15 protein-coding genes are annotated in these 18,267 nt (G+C 56.0%); 7 read left to right on the top strand and 8 right to left on the bottom strand.

Translation table 11 applies throughout. The annotated features are described in order from the left end of the window. The first annotated feature begins 90 nt into the window (after nt 1-90). Nucleotides 91-606, top strand: a complete 516-nt coding sequence (locus HFN16_RS04310) for a hypothetical protein (RefSeq protein ID WP_168889531.1) — start codon at nt 91-93, stop codon at nt 604-606. Between the two features lie 113 nt (nt 607-719). Here HFN16_RS04310 and HFN16_RS04315 read toward each other — a convergent pair whose 3' ends face one another. Together HFN16_RS04315 and HFN16_RS04320 are read right to left on the bottom strand one after the other, a co-directional pair. Next, nucleotides 720-1,097: a hypothetical protein gene (locus HFN16_RS04315; protein WP_168889532.1), complete on the bottom strand. Its 378-nt coding sequence runs from the start codon at nt 1,095-1,097 to the stop codon at nt 720-722. Between the two features lie 159 nt (nt 1,098-1,256). Continuing rightward, nucleotides 1,257-2,135, bottom strand: a complete 879-nt coding sequence (locus HFN16_RS04320; RefSeq protein ID WP_168889533.1) for a transporter substrate-binding domain-containing protein — start codon at nt 2,133-2,135, stop codon at nt 1,257-1,259. A gap of 266 nt (nt 2,136-2,401) precedes the next feature. On the opposite strand from HFN16_RS04320, the gene HFN16_RS04325 reads away from it, so the two are divergent. Continuing rightward, entirely contained in the window at nt 2,402-3,337 is a 936-nt protein-coding gene (locus tag HFN16_RS04325; RefSeq protein ID WP_210772231.1) for a DMT family transporter, read from the top strand. Between the two features lie 339 nt (nt 3,338-3,676). On the opposite strand, the gene HFN16_RS04330 is transcribed toward HFN16_RS04325, so the two are convergent. The 5 genes from HFN16_RS04330 to HFN16_RS04350 all read right to left on the bottom strand — a co-directional run bounded on the left by HFN16_RS04330 (nt 3,677) and on the right by HFN16_RS04350 (nt 9,095). After that, nucleotides 3,677-5,116 carry a sigma-54 dependent transcriptional regulator gene (locus tag HFN16_RS04330; protein WP_168889534.1) on the bottom strand — a complete coding sequence of 480 codons (1,440 nt, stop codon included), beginning with the start codon at nt 5,114-5,116 and terminating at the stop codon, nt 3,677-3,679. 72 nt (nt 5,117-5,188) lie between these two features. Then, nucleotides 5,189-6,577: a hypothetical protein gene (locus HFN16_RS04335; protein WP_168889535.1), complete on the bottom strand. Its 1,389-nt coding sequence runs from the start codon at nt 6,575-6,577 to the stop codon at nt 5,189-5,191. Beyond that, nucleotides 6,577-7,536 (bottom strand): glycosyltransferase family 2 protein, encoded by a 960-nt coding sequence (locus tag HFN16_RS04340; RefSeq protein ID WP_168889536.1) that lies wholly within the window; start codon nt 7,534-7,536, stop codon nt 6,577-6,579. The genes HFN16_RS04335 and HFN16_RS04340 overlap by 1 nt, the downstream gene beginning before the upstream one ends. A 12-nt stretch (nt 7,537-7,548) precedes the next feature. Next, nucleotides 7,549-8,475, bottom strand: coding sequence for a YbhN family protein (locus HFN16_RS04345; protein WP_168889537.1), 927 nt, complete (start codon nt 8,473-8,475; stop codon nt 7,549-7,551). Beyond that, nucleotides 8,460-9,095 (bottom strand): class I SAM-dependent methyltransferase, encoded by a 636-nt coding sequence (locus HFN16_RS04350; protein ID WP_168889538.1) that lies wholly within the window; start codon nt 9,093-9,095, stop codon nt 8,460-8,462. Before HFN16_RS04350 ends, HFN16_RS04345 begins: the two co-directional genes overlap by 16 nt. Before the next feature lie 232 nt (nt 9,096-9,327). On the opposite strand from HFN16_RS04350, the gene HFN16_RS04355 reads away from it, so the two are divergent. From HFN16_RS04355 to HFN16_RS04370, 4 genes are all read left to right on the top strand, one after another. Continuing rightward, nucleotides 9,328-11,001 carry a glycosyltransferase gene (locus tag HFN16_RS04355; protein ID WP_168889539.1) on the top strand — a complete coding sequence of 558 codons (1,674 nt, stop codon included), beginning with the start codon at nt 9,328-9,330 and terminating at the stop codon, nt 10,999-11,001. A gap of 356 nt (nt 11,002-11,357) precedes the next feature. Next, on the top strand, nt 11,358-11,585 hold the full coding sequence (locus HFN16_RS04360) for a hypothetical protein (protein WP_168889540.1): 228 nt from the start codon (nt 11,358-11,360) through the stop codon (nt 11,583-11,585). 26 nt (nt 11,586-11,611) lie between these two features. After that, on the top strand, nt 11,612-14,650 hold the full coding sequence (gene fdnG, locus HFN16_RS04365; protein ID WP_168889541.1) for a formate dehydrogenase-N subunit alpha: 3,039 nt from the start codon (nt 11,612-11,614) through the stop codon (nt 14,648-14,650). A 14-nt stretch (nt 14,651-14,664) separates the two neighbouring features. Then, the gene (locus HFN16_RS04370; protein ID WP_168889542.1) at nt 14,665-15,390 is read left to right on the top strand and encodes a 4Fe-4S dicluster domain-containing protein; all 726 of its coding nucleotides are present in this window, start codon (nt 14,665-14,667) and stop codon (nt 15,388-15,390) included. Between the two features lie 197 nt (nt 15,391-15,587). Here HFN16_RS04370 and HFN16_RS04375 read toward each other — a convergent pair whose 3' ends face one another. After that, entirely contained in the window at nt 15,588-16,331 is a 744-nt protein-coding gene (locus HFN16_RS04375; RefSeq protein WP_168889543.1) for an NAD-dependent deacylase, read from the bottom strand. Between the two features lie 175 nt (nt 16,332-16,506). On the opposite strand from HFN16_RS04375, the gene HFN16_RS04380 reads away from it, so the two are divergent. Next, nucleotides 16,507-17,901: a U32 family peptidase gene (locus HFN16_RS04380; RefSeq protein ID WP_168889544.1), complete on the top strand. Its 1,395-nt coding sequence runs from the start codon at nt 16,507-16,509 to the stop codon at nt 17,899-17,901. Nucleotides 17,902-18,267: the final 366 nt, after the last annotated feature.

Consider the following 18,267-nt stretch of genomic DNA (forward strand, 5'->3'; position numbering starts at 1 on the left):
TGGTCAACGAAATGCCTGTGGGGGTAGACCATGATAGGAAGCGCACTAGTCGCTTTGAGGAAAGTGACGATCATCAAATTGGCGGTAGTTTTGTCTCTCGCTTTTCTGCCTGGCTGTGCGGTTGTGGGACCGCTACTCAGCGTAGGCGGCATGGCGGGTCTTGCACCACTCCAGTATGCATCCACGGTTTATACCGTGGGCGAGTTCTCCTATGAGTATGCAGTGAACGAGAATGACCCGGGTGAAGTCATCCAGGCCAAAATCGACAGCGTTCTCTCAGGGGAGGCTTTTATGCTGCCCGACTATATCCCGGGGGCAAAGCAGCTCAACAACGGCGGCACCATGGTCGCCGAGGCTGACACAACGCAGACCGAGTCGGGCATCGAGGCAGACACCTCCGTGGCTCCCGCCCTTTCTGCCGAAGCTCGTCAGAAACGCATTCAGCAGATTCTCGGCCAGCGCACAGCTCAGTTCGAACGCTTGGAGTTGCGTCGCATGGCATTTCTCAAAGCGCAGAACAACGGCAACCTGTCACTCCGGCAAACCGCCATGGCATCCAAACCGGATCTCTTCCAGGGCGCCGTGGACGAAACCCGTCTCCGCTAGATTCAACCCCACACGCACAAGTATTTCAGGGACGTCTCAGACGTCCCTTTTTTTTGGCTTCACATATTTTGGTATCAAATAATCAGAAAGGAATGGGGCCGTCTGAAACGACATCAGTCCCAAGTCGCGGACAAGAGCCACTGTTTAGCTTCATCTATGGCCGAAAACTGCCTGTAGGAAATGGATCGGTTCTGGAGGATTGTCTCGATCCAGAACAGCTTGGAAAGATTTTCAAGGGAGTGGACCACTGCCACCTTGACCCCAACTCTTGCCTTTTTGAGCATTGACTCTGTGTATGCAATGAGATCCTGGGTCTCAATATCGATGACAGCAGATCTGTTATCAATAATCAGCCGCAGACACTTCTGCCGGATGACTTCTTTCATTATCATCCGACCTGCTGCCATTAAATCTTCAGAAGTTTCAACCACTCCCGAAGCGGTGAGCAGGAGGTAATCGCCTTTCTCCTGCACCTCATAAGCATGGGACATGAGGAAACCTTCATCGATGAGGTGAATTCAATTGAGAAGAATCTTCCCAAAATAAGCCAATACTGATTGATCGGTATACAGCATGCGTGAATTTTGTCAAAAGCAGACTTGAACGGGAAGAATCTCTTTTTGAAAAAGAGTGTATCTCTACACGCGGAATCAGTGTGCCTTTCTGGCAAGAATCAGCCAGGCAAAGATCACCACAAGCCCACCAACACCAAAGAGAATGACCCATCTGGGAAGCCCCTTTTCCGACTCAGTCGCACCGACAGATATCCAGACTTCTTCGACCCGGTGCCTATCCTCTTCAGTAAGGGAGCTGACGGCCTTTCGCATGATGGACAGCAACAGGGGATCGTTCTTCCGCACCCCGACACGGTGATAATCATGATCCACGGCCCACTTGGTGGGTTTCAGTTCATTGATCCTATGGACGCGGGTGAAGTGGTAGGCCTCCACCAAGGTGGCGACAGAGGCCGCGGCTTTGCCATTTTTCACTGCGAGGATACCATCTTCTGACGACTTCACGATCAGGAGTTTGATCTCGGGATGATCACGCTGGAATTCCTCTTCCTGCCGGTACCCTTTCACCACGGCCACGGTTTTGCCATGCAGGTCATCCAGACTTTCGAGAGAGAATTCTTCAGGCCGCATGAGAATGACAGGACAAGTGAAATACGGCTCCGTGAAATCAAGAAACTCCTCACGCTCCGGAGTCTTGTTCAGCATGGTGACCAAGTCGCATTTTCCGGCCTTGGCCAGCAGCACGCTCTGGGCCCATGTCTTGGTCGGGATCAAACGGAATGGGACGCCGAGCCTTTCTGACAGCAGATTCATGTAATCTGCAGCCACACCCTCATGCTCGCCATTCAAGTTGATGCGTTCATAGGGCAGCCAATTGGGATCGCAAACGTACGTCAGCTCCCCCTTGTTCATGAGGTACCTTTTTTCGGCAAAGGTCAGTTCAAGGGAAGGATCAATCGTTGCTGCAAGAGCATGGGACGAACAAACCGCACTCAGGAAAAGCAGACACGTCATCAGAAACGGCCAGCCTGTCCACCTTGTTTGCCCCCCAAAACAACTACGATGCACGCATTTAAACTCTCGCATTATTGATCTACGTACCTCTTCATGCGTTCATAGGCAACGATCTTAACGAAACTTTCCAGTCAAAATGATTACAAAACCAGAGGAAAAGCGTTTGCCTAGGGACAATCGAATGGATTACTCCTTGCTTTCACGATCTTGAATGTGCAAACCGAAAGCCGCCAGACAATACTTTTTCCAATGGACATACTTCCCCCATGAGCAAACTGGATTCGACCACATCAAACATGACTGACAGCACAATACAACGCATGGGATTCATGGAATGGGCCATGCTCATCACCCTCTCCATCCTCTGGGGCGGATCATTTTTCTTCAATGCCGTCGCCCTGCGAGGCCTGCCGCCACTGGCCGTTGTCTGGGGCCGTGTCTTCATCGGCTGTCTGGGCCTCGGGTGTCTGCTCGCCTTCAGCTCCATTCAGGTGCGCCCGCACTTACATCGCTGGCGTGATTTTCTCGTCATGGGCATTCTCAACACCGCCATCCCTTTCTCGCTCATCGTCTGGGGGCAACAGCACATCCAGAGCGGGCTCGCCGCAGTCATCAACGCCACCACACCCGCCTTCACCATCCTCGTCGCCAACTTCTTCACCACTGACGAGCGCGCCTCGCTCAACAAGTTCGCTGGCGCGGCCCTCGGTCTCGGTGGCGTCATCATGCTCATCGGCACAGACGCCATCTCCGGTTTCGGTAATCACGTTCTCGGTCAGGCCGCCATCATGGGTGCCGCCCTTTCCTATGCCTGCTCAGCCACCTATGCCCGACGTCTCCAAGGCATTCCGTCCATGATCACTGCCTGCGGGCAGCTCACGGCCTCCACCATCGTGATGCTACCCATCATGCTGTACCTCGTCCGGCCATGGGAGTTGCCGACACCCGGCATTGATGTCATCGGTGCGGTCGTCGGCCTCGGGTTGCTGTGTTCCGCCTTGGCCTACATTCTCTTTTTCCGCATTCTGTCCCGAGCCGGAGCGACCAATGTGCAGCTCGTCACGTTGCTCATCCCCTTTTCCGCGTCCACGCTCGGCATCGCCTTTCTGGGCGAGCCCTTCACATGGCGGCTCGTCATCGGCATGCTCATCGTTTCCACTGCCGCGCTCATGATTGATGGACGGTTGCGCCTGCGGCGCTAGTTATTGCCGCTTTGCGGCTGCCTCCGGCGGCCAAGGGGGAAGGGGAGAGAAGGGACCCTTTGGAAAGGGTCGCCTTCTCTCCCCTTCCCCCTTGGATCCCCCATCCCCTCTCATCCCCCCAAACTTTTTATCGGCGCATCCGCACGGGTGGGGAGATGTAGAAAAGGCGCACCTCTTCTCAAACATACTCGATTGAGAAAGATGGTTCAGAAGATAATTTGAATCTGATTACGCACGCTTTCGAGCGAAACGAGCAACAGGATTCCAAAGGCCCTCGGCCTTTGGCCGTCGGAGACAAAATCACCAGACAATCGCGCCGAAGGCGCAACCTATCCTGATTTAAACGTCGACGCCTTGTTTCTTGTATTCGTTGAGCTTGTTACGAAGGGTGCGCACGGAGATGCCGAGCAACTCTGCCGCGCGGGTACGGTTGCCGGTGGTCTCTTGCAGCGACTTGAGGATGAGGCGCTTCTCCATCTCATGGATGGGCATAACGGAAAGGGCCTCGGCTGCGGATGACGGCGGCGGCGCAGAACTGACGGCCTGTTGATCGGCGTCCACCGAGGCAAGATCGTCGGGCGTCCACTGCTCGTCGCCCATAAGGAAATGCTTGGGCTGAATGGGGCCTGCTCCGGCGAGCAATACGGCACGCTCCATGAGATTCTGGAGTTCGCGGACATTGCCCGGCCAGTCATAGGACATGAGCCACTTCTTGGCTTCCTCGGTAAAGGCAAGCTGGCCGAGCCCGTAGGTCGCACCAAACTTGTTCACGAAATATTCGGCGAGAAGCACCACATCTTCGCCGCGCTGAGAAAGTGCGGGAAGCTTGAGCGGAATGACGTTCAGGCGATAGAACAAATCCTGACGGAACTTGCCTTCGTTGACGGTTCCTTCAATGTCGCGGTTGGTGGTGGCAAGCACGCGAACATCCACATTGACGGTCTCAACGCCGCCCACGCGATCAAATTCAGACTCCTGCAATACGCGGAGGAGTTTGGCCTGCAACCCCAGATCCATCTCGGTGATTTCATCAAGGAGAATGGTGCCACCGTTGGCCAGCTCGAACTTACCGAGCTTGCGATTGATGGCTCCGGTGAACGCCCCTTTTTCGTGACCGAACAGCTCGGACTCAAGCAGATGCTCAGGCAGGGCCGCGCAGTTGATGGCAACGAACGGCTTGTCGATGCGATCGGAGTTGTGATGCAGGTAGCGAGCGAACATCTCCTTACCAGTACCGGATTCGCCGGAGATAAGGACCGTGGCTTTGGATTTGGCCACCTGCTTGGCCAGCGCGAGGACGCGAAGGACAGCGGGATGACGACCGATGATCTGGAATCTGCCGGGCGCACCAGGTGTGGTTATGGCCGCGGCCGGGGCTGACGGAGCAGCAGGACTGACGGGCTCGGGAGCCGGTTCCGGTTCGGGCGCTTCTTCGGGAAGAATGAGCTTGATCTTGTCCCAGACGAGGGGCTCAAGCCAAAAATCGCGTGCGCCGAGTTCCAGATAGCGAGTGGCTTCTTCGGCACTGCCGGTGGCGGAAAAGACGACGACGGGCGGGAATCCTTCAATGGTGCTGGACTGTTCAAGAAGCGCCTCTACATTGAACCCCTGCAGTTGGGGTCGACAAAAGACGAGGCACGGTTTGGACTTTTTGATAAATCCGAGTGCACCGGTGATGTTGTCCGCCAAGCCTGCCTGCAATCCCGCCTCCTTGAGGGTGGGAAAGATAGCGGTCACGGACTGCGGCTCCGCGATGAAAAGCACTGTTCTGGCCGTCATGATTCAACTCTTTTAACGATAAGTTGAATTCTTTTCAACATTTCTTCGGATTTGTCGAAAAGACCGTAAGCTCTATGTCAGTTTCCCTGAAGACGTCTTCGAAGGCAGCGCAAAGGCCAGTACCGCACCCAATACGAGAAGAGGCGCTGCCGGACCGTTGTAACGAGGCAATCCGTGTGAGGCCAATACGTTGAGGCCAAAGAGCGCGACAGGTGAGGCCAACAGGGCTGCCAGCAACCAATCATGGCGTCCAAGACTTCGATAGATTGTCAGAAAGAACAGATAGTAAACACCGATGTACAACACGCTGAACATGGGGTTCATCATGAGGCGGAAGGCTATGGGGATGCACATGCGCAAGTGCTTCCACGGGTTTTGGAGAATCCGCTCAATACCTTCTTTCTTAAGTTGCAAGTCTGCGGCGAGCTCGCCCTTTTCATCGGCAAGCGCAGCCATTTTGTTCTTTGCCGTGCGGTATATGCCGGTTTCACGTACCAACGGGGCATATATTTCTTCGTCCGCATACTTTTTGAGCGATTTCTTGAAGATAGGTGCCCGTGACCAGTAGGCAAAGGACGCCCAGAAGGCTGAGTCCGGCATCAGATTATACTGAGAACGAATCTCCAGCACCACGCCACCGCCCGTGGCGATGAATTTGCGCCCGAAGTATTCCTGATTGCGCAACTCCCACGGATAGAACACAGCGCCCCAGGCTACGGCCAGCACAACGAGCCCAGCCAGTCCCTTGAAAACTGCATCACGACGCAGGACAAGGCAAAGTCCCGCGGCTGTCAAAGAAACGATGCCAATGTATTTCCACTGAGGCGAAGTCAACGTCAGGAAGCCCAGCACAAGCCCGGCCACAGGGTACATCAACAATTTTCTGTATTTAATCGCCAGATAGAGCGCCAAAGTGAACGCAATGATCAGGAATGCGATGAGCACTTCCCGGTACAATCGCTCTGTATATCGGGTCAGGAATGGATGAAACCCAACAAACCATAGCGTCCAGTAGGCCGGAAGCCGTTTGTTTGTATAATCCCATACGAGCCATGCCGTCATGAAAGCAGTTGCCAGCAGAAGCAACGCTTGAACGTATTTAACGTAGACGAGTGCCGGATGAGATTGTCGTTTTTCCCCTTCCGGCGGGAACAGCCACTTGGCGCCACCTTCACTCAGTTGAGGGAAAGCCTTAAAAAAGCCCGTGAGGAAAAAGGCATACCCCGGCGCGCGGGAGTGGCCAGGCTGCGTATCGTCGCGATCAGAGCTGTTGTTATACACGCCCTGAACGGCAAGATGGTAGGCCCCTTTGACATACTGAACCGCATCTCCGCCAAGGCTCCCCTTGTACTCAAACTTTGCTGCCGAGAGACCACAAAAGACGACCACGAAAACCAGAATGGCGATGCCCATATGGTTTTCGATGGGCTGTGTCAGGCGGGCAAAGTCAAATCGACGCATTAGTCTTCTTTATCGGCTTCGTCGTCCATGGACTGTTTCTTCTGCGAATACCGTATCTGCTCAAGCAGGCGACGGTTCACGCTGATGAGATCGGCCACAAACGCGATCAGACCGGTCTGGAGACCCATACCCAGCAGCACACCGGAGAGAATGACCGACTGCACATGCCCGTCGCCGTCACCGGTGGCGAGAAAATAGAGGAACCGCAAGCCCAGCAACAGACCGAGACCAAAGAGGACTGCAGCCAGCGACATGAAAAAGCTGAACGGACGATACGTGGCAAAGACACGGACAATGGTGAAGATGGAACGCTTCACATAGGCGGGAATGCTCTTCACCAGTCGGGACGGACGCAGGTCTTCGTTCACCCGGACCGGCACGGAAGAGATGGCCATATTTTTCTGGCCTGCCTGAATGATGGTCTCGATAGTGTAGGTGTAGTTGTTGAAGACGTTCAACTGCATGGCCGCCTCGCGGCTGATGGCGCGGAAACCGCTGGGGGCATCCTCCACCTCGGTACCGCTGGCCTGACGAACGGCCCAGCTGCCGAGCTTCTGGAGCTTCTTCTTCAGGGGCGAAAAATGATCGATATCGCTGATGGGGCGCGTGCCGATAACGATATCGGATTTGCCCTCAATGATCGGCTTGGTGAGCAGCGGTATATCATCGGCGCAGTACTGGTTGTCGGCATCGGTGTTCACGATGACGTCGGCTCCCAGCTCCAGGCACGCATTCAGGCCGGTCATGAAGCCCCTTGCCAGGCCAAGATTGTGGACATGGGAAACCACGTGGTCCACGCCGTGCTGTTTGGCGACCTCAACGGTGTTGTCGGTGGAGCCGTCATCAATGATGAGCCACTCCACAGTGTCGAATCCTTCGACTTCACGGGGCAGGGCAGCCAAGGCAATACCCAGGGTTTTTTCTTCGTTCAGGCAGGGAATCTGTATGATTAATTTCATATGTATACGAGGTTAGTCATTGCGAGCATGCGCCGCACGTTTTTGAAAAAGAAAGCTGAAACCGAAAAACAAAATATCGCCGACGGTTGTTGCAATGCGGAACAGCACGGCAATGGCAAGCGCATCCGCAGGTCCCAGTGCAGGCTCCAACATGGTGATCATGACGGCCTCACGGACACCGACACCGGCAGGAGCGCCAGGCGTCACCAGCCCGAGAAACCATGACACAGCATAGACCGGCATAAAATCCCACATACCAACAGGCAGGTCAATGCCGGCATTGACGGCCAACATATATAGAATGGCACCGCCGGAAAGGAAGAATACGGCATCCCCGATGCAGACGAGGGTGATGCTTCGCCAAAACGGGAGGTAGGCGATGTCGTCCGTGTCTTCAAGCTGCTTCCTTTTCAGTAAGCGAAGCACCACTACGGGGAAAGCCAGAAGGGCCAGCACCGTGATGAGAAAGCTGACAACCGGCGGCAACGGCATGGCAAAGGGGAGTTCCAGCCATACGCAGATGGAGAGCGCCGCGGCGATCTGACAGAGGACTTCCAGCAAGGAAGAAGCCGCCACTGCGCGGTGGGAGAGGCCAAATCGGGAAGCCACAAGATTGCGTCCGACAAAATGGCCGACATTGCCCGGAAGATACTTGGCTATGGACGTCCGGGTATAGATATACAGGGAATCGAAGACGGGTAATGCGCTGTGGAGGTGAAACAGCAGGCGATGCCACCCCAGAGCCAGCAGCAGAAAAAAGACCGCATAAACCGCACTGCTTCCGGCCAGTACAGGGAGTATCCCCGGTGTTGCCAGGCGCTCTTTGAGCACTGGCATGTAGGCGACCATCTGGTAGCCGACAAATCCTAGACAGACGACTACTATGAGGTGGCCGGCAATCTTGCGAATGCGCCGCAAGCTACCTACTTCTTCCGGCATAACACCATAGTCCAAGGCATTGGAGTATAAACCTTTTCTATGACGAACAACTGGGAGACAAAGGAGAGGAACGACTTCTTGCCCCAATGTTGAATATGGCCGGGGGTGTTGCCGAAACTCTTGAGGTAGGAACCACGCACCATATTCAGCATGCACCAGAGAGGCTCGCGGGGCACGCTCAGAATGCAATGGGATGTGGTCAAGGCATGCAGCTTGCGCAAGCCGGCTTCCGGGTCATCCAGATGCTCCAGTACCTCGCAGCAGACCACCAGTTCGGACTGGTACGCATCGGTCTCGGGCACATCGTATATGCTGAGCTTCTCCAGCCGCACCCGGTCGCTGCTGACATTCTGCCGGGCCTTATCGAGCACCACGTCGGAGATATCCACACCCACGATCTTTGCCTGAGTGTTTGCCAGCGCCATTTTGATGATCTCACCTTCGCCGCAGCCCACTTCAAGTATATGTTTGGGGGCGACCTGCTTTATCAACCCTGAAATACGGGCATCAAACTGCTGGACAAGATACCGGGCAATGGGATTCGGCACCGTTCGCTTCTCGGTAACGTTTCCGACCACCACACCATTTTCTGTGCGAATATTGGAAGAGTCTTTGGACATTCTTAATGGAAGACCTGTAGCGTTTAATTTAATCAATAAAGGAATTGAATGTGCCGTTTCTAGCAACAACACTTCCCCATAGCAAGGGCTTCCTCTGGCAGGCAAGGCCCTGCGCGAAAGGAGAGGACATGACAATTCAACGCTTTTCTTGACTGTTGAGCCGAATGAAGGAATAGGGAGTATCTATGAATTGCCATTCGGCAGCCCTGACAAACGCAAGCATGGAGCATGGATGTCTGACGCGAATCGCCCTTTGACTGACTTTTGGGAGTCACTGCCTGAAGAACTCAAGGCAAAACTCCGCCTCGGTTTTACGGGCAAGCAACACCTTCTGGATATCGCGGGCGGCTGCCTGCGCTCCGGCGTTTCCGCCCTCCAACCCATTGCTGCTGACGCGCTCCTCAACGCCTTTGCCGAGAACCCGTTAAGCGGGGAGATGGCCGCCGAGTTGATGAGCCACGATGCCATCCGGGGCATTATGCCCGAGCCGCCCACTGCGGCCATGGATGCGCTGGCTGCCAACTGGCAGTGCCCAGCCAATACCAGCTATTTGGAGCGCCTGCTGCAACAGCGAAACATGGGCAAGCTCAAGCACTTCATTGAACAGTCTGCCGCCAAGGAACCGGGCAATCTCTTCTGGCGTGAGCAGGCCGTGACCTTCGGCCTCATCGATAACGACATCGAGTGGGTGGCCTCCATGCTCGACTTCACTCCGCCTGAAGGTATGGCACCGTTGATCGCCAACGTGCATGTTCGGCTCGACTTCCTGCGCGGAAAATGCAGCGATGCAGCCCGCCTCGCCCATGACCTCGGCGACACCTTTGGTCCGGTCTACCCGGGCATGACTGCGGGCCTCTGCATGCTCAACGACAGCGACCCGGCCTCGGCCAACCTGCTCCTGCTTCAATCACTGGCAAAAGCTCCTTGGAATACCAGCCTGCTCCTGCGTGTGCATGACCTCCTCACCGGGCGAGACAATGATCGCCGCCCCATCAATGGTTCGGTCGCCATTCTGCTGTACTCGTGGAACAAGGCCATTGAGCTCGACGCCACGCTCCGCTCTCTGTACGAATCCGAGCTGTCCGGCGCGTCCCTGTTCGTCCTCGACAACGGCTCCACCGACACCACGCCCAAGATGCTTGAATCCTGGCAGGGACGGTTCACCAATCTTCTCGGCGAGGACCGCTTTCAGATCATCAGCCTGCCCGTCAATGTGGGAGCGCCCGCTGCGCGCAACTGGCTGATGCATCATCCGCCCGTAGGGAGTCACGATTTCATCTGCTATCTCGACGACGATGTGGAACTGCCCGCCGACTGGCTGCTCAAGCTCGGCGCGGCCATTCGCCACTATCCCGATGCAGGAGTCTGGGGCTGCAAGGTCCTTGACGACGCCAACACCGCCCTGATCCAGAGTGCGGACAGTCACCTTCAGGTCAGCCCGGATGCGCCGCCGCTGGACCTGACGGCCACTGATCCCAATCCATTCCGGCTCTCCAACCTCCATGTTCAGACCATGGATTCCGGGCTGTTCGACCATCTCCGCCCCTGCGCCTCGGTCACGGGCTGCTGCCATATTTTCCGCACCGAAGGGCTCATGGAGTCCGGCGACTTCGCCATTCACCTTTCGCCCACCCAGTACGACGACATGGAGCACGACCTGCGCCTTTGCAAGGAAAGTCTCTTCCCGGTCTATCAGGGCCACCTCGGCATCCGCCACAAGAAGCGCACCGGCATGGCCTCCCACACCTCCATGCAGGAAGAAGGCAACGCCCTTGGCAACAAGTACAAGATGCAGACCATGCACACTCATGAAGAATTGCTTGAGGCCGCCCAAAAGGAGCAGAAAGTGCTGGATGACGACTTGCTGACGAAGATCAAGGTCGTGGAACAGGTCTTGGCCGGTTAGCCCAATACATATAGAAGAAGTCCCCTTCTCCCCCTCTAGCGCAACAATTCGCGCACTTTCTCCCTGCCGACGACTGACGCACTGCCGTGAGCGCGTCCAAATATCCAATCATTTCCATCATTATCGGCACAAAATGTGACGTTTTTGGATAATTTTACGGCCTTTTAGTGCCAAACCATGGTAAAGAAATCAATTTATGTCCATTTTGACATAACACAATGTTCTATAAAACAACGTGTTACCGAAAACATGGCAATTTAACCGTGTGTGAAAGGTAGTTGAAGACTTCTTTTTTTGAAGATGAGACACGACTCCTCCATAAAGGGATAACAGAAGAACTAGGAGAGGTACTGTTTATGCGCTTCAAAAACATCCAAAGAATGGCTGCCGCCAAGGATACCATGCCCTTTGCCGGGCTGGGATTTTCCATGGACACTGTCCGGGACGCGGCAGATTCGATGACCATCACCTACCTAGGCTTTGAAGGGTGGCGCTACATCGAGATGCCGGTACCGGGTGTAACGAGGCAGCTGAGCGGTTATTCCTTGCTCGTGGCTTTGGGCCGCGAGATCCGTGGGCGCTGACCCGCGGCAAACATTCAGGAGGTCGAATGCATACCAACCGAAGGAACTTCCTCAAGCTCTCCGCCACCGCGGCCGTAGCAACGGCGTTTGGTGGACTGGGACTGGGCTGTACCGCAGCGAAGAGTCAGATGGCAGATCGCGTGCAGGCCATGTCGCCCAAGTGGAGCAAACAAACCACCACCATCTGCTGCTACTGTGCAGTGGGTTGCGGCCTCGTCGTCAACACATCCCTCAAGGACATGAAGGCTGTAAACGTCGAAGGTGACCCGGACCATCCCATCAACGAAGGCGCACTCTGTGCCAAGGGCGCATCCATCTGGCAACTCGCCGAAAATGATCGCCGCCCGGATTCCGTGCTTTACCGCGCACCCTACTCCACCAAATTCAAGAAGATTTCCCTGCACAAAGCACTGGAAATGATCGCTGAACGCGTCAAGAAGACCCGTGATGAAACCTTCACCCGCATCAACAAGCGCGGTGAAACGGTCAACCGTTGTGATGGCATCGCCTCCCTCGGTTCCGCCGCTCTCGATAACGAGGAGTGCTGGGCTTACCAGACCATGCTCCGCAGCCTCGGCCTGGTCTATATTGAGCACCAGGCGCGTATCTGACACAGCGCAACTGTTGCGGCTCTGGCAGAGTCGTTCGGACGCGGCGCGATGACCAATCACTGGATCGATCTCCAGAACTCTGATTGCATTCTTATAATGGGCAGTAACGCTGCCGAAAACCATCCCATTTCCTTCAAATGGGTGACCAAGGCACAGGAAAAGGGCGCAACCCTGATCCACGTCGACCCCCGCTACACCAGGACCTCGGCAAAAGCCGATATGTGGGCCGGAATCCGCTCCGGTGCCGATATTGCCGTCCTCGGTGGCCTGATCAAGTACATCCTCGACAACGACCTTATCTTCAAGGATTACGTGGTCAACTACACCAACGCCTCCTTTATCGTCGGTGACAAGTACGCCTTCAACGACGGCCTCTTCGCCGGTTACGACCCGAAGACCAAGACCTACGACAAGTCCAATTGGGCATTCGCCATGGACTCCAAGGGCGTTCCCAAGCGTGACACCTCTCTCAAAGATCCCAAGTGCGTCTATCAGATGCTCAAGAAGCACTACGAGCGCTACAACCTTGACGACGTTTCCTCCATGTCCGGCATGAGCAAGGAAGAGTTGGTCAAACTGTACGACGCATTCTCAGCGACCGGTAAGGCCGACAAGGCCGGTACCATCATGTACGCAATGGGCTGGACCCAGCATACCGTCGGTGTGCAGAACATCCGCGCCATGGCCATGATCCAGTTGCTGCTCGGTAACATCGGTATTGCCGGTGGCGGTGTTAACGCACTGCGCGGCGAGTCCAATGTTCAGGGCTCCACTGACCACTGCCTGCTGTTCCACATTCTGCCCGGTTATCTGAAGACGCCCAAGGCCTCCCAGCAGACCTTCGCAGAATACAATGCAGCCTACACTCCGAAATCCAACGATCCCATGTCCGCGAACTGGTGGCAGAACTACCCGAAGTATTCCGCCTCCCTGATCAAGTCCATGTGGATGGATGACGACCCGAAGGTCGCCTACAACTATCTGCCTCGCCTCGACAGCGGCGCCGCCAGCGAATACGCATGGCTGACCCTGTTCGACAAGATGGACAAAGGCCAGTTCAAGGGCCTGTTCGCCTGGGGCATGAACCCGGCTTGTTCCGGCGCCAACGCCAACAAGAACCGCCGCGCCCTGTCCAAGCTCGACTGGCTGGTCAACGTCAACATCTTCCCCAATGAAACCGGTTGGTTCTGGGAAGGTCCGGACATGGATCCCAAGTCGATCAAGACAGAAGTCTTCTTCCTGCCTTGCGCAGTCTCCATCGAGAAGGAAGGCTCGGTCACCAACTCCGGTCGCTGGATGCAGTGGCGCTACAAGGGTCCGGATGCACCGAACCCCGAAGTCCACCTCCCGGACGGCGACCTCATGTACGAGCTGATGAAAGAAATTCAGCATCTGTACAAAAAGGACGGCGGCGTCTATCCCGACCCGATCACCCGTCTGAGTTGGAACGGCATCGCCACCAACGGCGTGTTCGATGCACACAAGACCGCCAAGCTCATCAACGGTTTCTTCACCCGCGACACCACCGTCAAGGGCAAGAAGTTCTCCGCCGGTGAACTGGTACCCAGCTTCGCTTACCTGCAGGACGACGGTTCCACCTGCTCCGGTAATTGGCTGTACTGCAACTCCTACACCGAGAAGGGCAACATGGCCGCTCGCCGCAGCCTCGCCCAGACCCCGGAACAGGCCAAGATCGGTCTGTATCCGAACTTCTCATGGTGTTGGCCCGTCAACCGCCGCATCCTCTACAACCGCGCATCCGTCGACCTTCAGGGTAATGCCTGGAACCCGGAAAAGCCGGTTATCCAGTGGACTGGCGGCAAGACCAAGTGGAAGGGCGACGTGCCCGATGGTGGCTGGGCTCCCGGCACCAAGCACGCCTTCATCATGCGCAAGCACGGCTTCGGCCAGCTGTACGGTCCCGGCCGCGCAGACGGTCCGCTGCCTGAGTACTACGAGCCGCTGGAATGCCCCGTTAAGGAGCACCCCTTCTCCGGTACGCTCCACAACCCCACGGCCATTTCCTTCGATGCAGAGAAGAAGGCCGTATGTGATCCCAAGTTCCCCTTCGTTGGCACCACCTACCGTGTCACCGAGCACTGGCAGACCGGCGTCATGACCCGTAACCAGGGCTGGCTGACTGAAGCCGAGCCTCAGGTCTTCGTGGAAATGAGCCCGGAACTGGCAGAACTCAGGGGTATTGAAAACGGCGAAAAGGTCATGATTGACTCCGTGCGTGGCTCCATCTGGGCCATCGCCATCGTCACCAAGCGCCTCAAGCCCTTCACCGTTCAGGGTACCACCGTCCATCAGGTCGGCCTGCCCTGGCACTTTGGCTGGACATGGCCCAAGGATGGCGGCGACTCCTCCAACATCCTGACCCCGTCCGTAGGCGACCCGAATACGGGTATTCCCGAAACCAAGGCGTTCATGGTCAACGTCAAGAAGATGTAAAGGAGGATTGAAAAATGAGTAAGACATTCTTCGTAGACCTGACCAAGTGTACTGCCTGCCGTGGTTGCCAGATTGCCTGCAAGCAATGGAAAAAACTCCCTGCCGAGAAGACCGAGAACTGGGGATCCCATCAGAATCCCAAGGACCTCTCCGGCAAGACAATCCGACTGGTCCGCTTCAATGAAGTGGAAGTAGACGGCAGACTCGAATGGCTGTTCTTCCCGGAACAGTGCCGTCACTGCGTCGAACCGCCGTGTCTCGACGCCATGACCGTTCCCGGTGCCATCGTTCACGATGAAGAAACCGGCGCCGTCGTCTACACCGAGTTGACCGCAAAGGAAAAGGATCCGGATTCCTTCCAGGCTTCCTGTCCTTACGACATCCCGCGGTACGACAAGGATACCGGCCGTGTCATGAAATGCGACATGTGCATCGACCGTGTCAAAGCCGGCATGAAGCCCGCTTGCGTACTTAGTTGTCCGACCGGCACCATGAACTTTGGTGACCGCGAAGAGATGATGGCCCTCGCAGAAGAGGCCCTGACCAAGGCGCAAGAGAAGTGGCCCAACGCTGAGCTTGTGGATGCCGACGACGTTCGTGTCATCTACCTCGTTCAGACCGATCCAGACAGTTATTACGAGATGCTGTCCGCCGACGCCTCTTCCATCCAGAAGGGCCCCATGTCCAGGAAGCAGTTCCTGGCCAAGCTCGGCCGCCCGGTCAAACGCATGACCAGCTAGCGCACACACGCACACTCACCCGGTGCGGGGCTCCTCTCCTGCCCCGCACCGGGCCTCTCGATTAGATATTTCCCCGTTGATAGAACACCTCCGTAAGCCGCACCGACCGGACCTACGGTGCTCTTGATTACGGAGTTTTCTCAAGCCCCCCATGTAGCGTGCTATCTACATGGGGGGCTCATTTTTTGGGATAGTTTCTAGCCCAGGACTTCACGCACCAGTTCAGGAAGGCGCGTTCCGGCTTTTCCTTGGAGATAGTAATCGCTGGTGCTGTATGAATAGCCCGTGTCGTAGAGGTTGATCTCGATGAGGGTTCCCCCACGATTTTTGACTATGTAGGGGATGCGCCCGGCAGGCATGACTTCGCCGCCGGTCCCCACGATAAGGCAGACGTCGGCCTGCTTGGCGAGGGCTGTGGCTTCGTAATGCACATCCGAGGAAACGCCTTCACCGAAGAAGACAAAGTCGGGTTTGAGCAGCCCGCCACAAGCCGGACATGGCGGAGGCAGGCGATCCAGAGAGATCGTGGGACTATCGAAGTACAAGCGGCAGTCCATGCACTGCATCCTGCGGGTGGAGCCGTGGTATTCGTAAACCTGTTGAGACCCGGCCTGCTGATGAAGGCCGTCGATATTCTGGGTGATGATCCCAGCCAGCTTGCCATGGTCTTCCAATTCTGACAGGGCATAATGCGCGGGATTGGGCTCAGCCTTTCCGATCATGTCATAGAATATTTTCTTCAGGAGCGGCCAGACCTCATCCGGATGACGTTTGAAATAATGTTTTTCAAACATGGCCGGATCATACTTGGACCAGACTCCTCCCGGTCCGCGAAACGGCGGGATTCCTGACTCCACAGAGATTCCCGCACCCGTAAAGGCGATGGTACAGCGGGATTCACGAAGCACTTTGGCAGCATTTTCAAGGGCGTGATTAGACATGATTACAACCTAACACGTTATGGACGAGTAATGAAATCAATAACGGCAAATTATGCTTAACTCCGTGAGGTCCCTCTATCGGAAGCCGGGGCAATTAGCCAAATATAAGCGACTGGCGAACCGAAGCGGATTGTTGTAGCGTGGCATCGTCGCAACTGCGGCTAAAGAGAGACACATGACAACGACTGGATTCATACCGGAACTGCTGGCCCCTGCCGGGGACATGGAAAAATTGGAAACCGCCGTCCTGTATGGCGCGGACGCCGTCTATCTGGGCGGCGACAGCCTGAACCTGCGCGCAGGCGCAAGCGGCTTTTCCTACGAGAACCTGAAAAAGGGAATTGAACTGGCGCACGCTGCCGGAGTGAAGGTCTACTTCACCCTCAACGTGTACCCGCGCGAGTCCATGATGCCCACGGTTCGCAAGTATATAGAAACGCTTGGGGAATTGAAACCCGATGCTGTCATCGCCGCTGATCCCGGCGTGATCCGGCTGATGCGTCGTGAACTGCCCGAGGTGGACCTTCACGTCTCCACACAGGCCAACACCTCCAACTCCGAATCCATCCGTTTCTGGCGCGAATGCGGTGCCAAGCGCGTCAACGTGGCCCGCGAACTGCGCAGTCAGGAGCTCATGGAGATGCTCGCCATCGCCCGCAAGCAGATGCCCAACATGGAGCTGGAAGTTTTTGTCCACGGCGCACAGTGCATGGCCGTCTCCGGTCGCTGCTACATGTCCGCCCTGCTCAATGACCGCCCCGGCAACCTCGGCGAGTGCTCTCACCCCTGTCGCTACGAATACCGCCCCACCTCCGTATCATTCGAGGAACGCACCCGTCCGGGCAAGCCGCTCTGGGAGATGCGTGATTACGACATTGAAAAGGGCGAAGAAGAATTTACCTTTGAAGGTGGCGAAGATTTCACCTTCGAGCCCCTCGGCAACGATGGGTCGACCCGCGAAATGGCTGACCCGGCCCTGACTATGGGCCACGAAGAAAAGGGCTGGACCAAGATTTTCGCAGCGCAGGATCTCTGCCTGCTCCACTACATCGAGTGGTTCTCCCGCATGAAGGTGGCATCCATCAAGCTGGAAGGCCGCACCAAGAGTTCCGCCTACCTTGCGCAGGTAGTGGACGCCTACAAGACCGCCCTCAACGACATTCCCAAAGGCCAATTCAAGCCCGAGAAATATCTTTCCGAGCTGGTCAACGCCGCCACCCGGCCCCTGACCACCGGCTTCTTTGATCCCAGTCGTACCGGCGCCATTGCCATGCCTCCCGGCGAAGGCGAGAAGCGCCCGGTCCTTGCCCGCGTGCTCGAGAAGCTCGACGACGGCAAGTGGTTCATCCAGACCAAATCCCGCTGGACCACCTCCAATGACATGGAGTTGATGATTCCCGGCATGCATCGCCCGCGTCTGTCCAGTGAGGATTATGGCGTGGAGAATGATCTCGGACAGGGACTTGAGGTGAGTCATCCGGGACAGAAGGCGACGTTGATTTGTGATCATCCGGATATCAAGCCGGGTATGTTTATTCGTACGCCATGGGATATGGATAATCTGGATTAGAAGAGGAAAGGCAGAAGTGGAAGCGGCTTATCAGCCGCGATTAATTTACGGCATGCGCTTTTCAAGCGCAAAAGCCGTCGCTTTGCTCCTCCATGTCCTGCGCGGACGGCGGTTCTTTTTATCTCTGCTGTCCTCATCCGTAAGCCTCGAAGACTTGGCAACGGCTGAGGCTGGCTGAGCCGCCCCAAAAAAGAACAAAAAAAGCGCGGCTTTTCGGGGCTCTCCGCTTCGTGATTCGTTGGCAAGAATCTGATCCAAGCTGGCAGCTTTCGCTTTTGCGTACTTCCGCTGCGCTTCAGTGCAAAACCGAACGAGACGCTGCCTGCCGCTTGGTCAGCTTCTAAGCCGCTTGAATCAAGGGCTGGT

This window comes from Pseudodesulfovibrio sp. zrk46, from assembly GCF_012516435.1.
In the GTDB taxonomy this organism is placed as follows: Bacteria; Desulfobacterota; Desulfovibrionia; order Desulfovibrionales; family Desulfovibrionaceae; genus Pseudodesulfovibrio.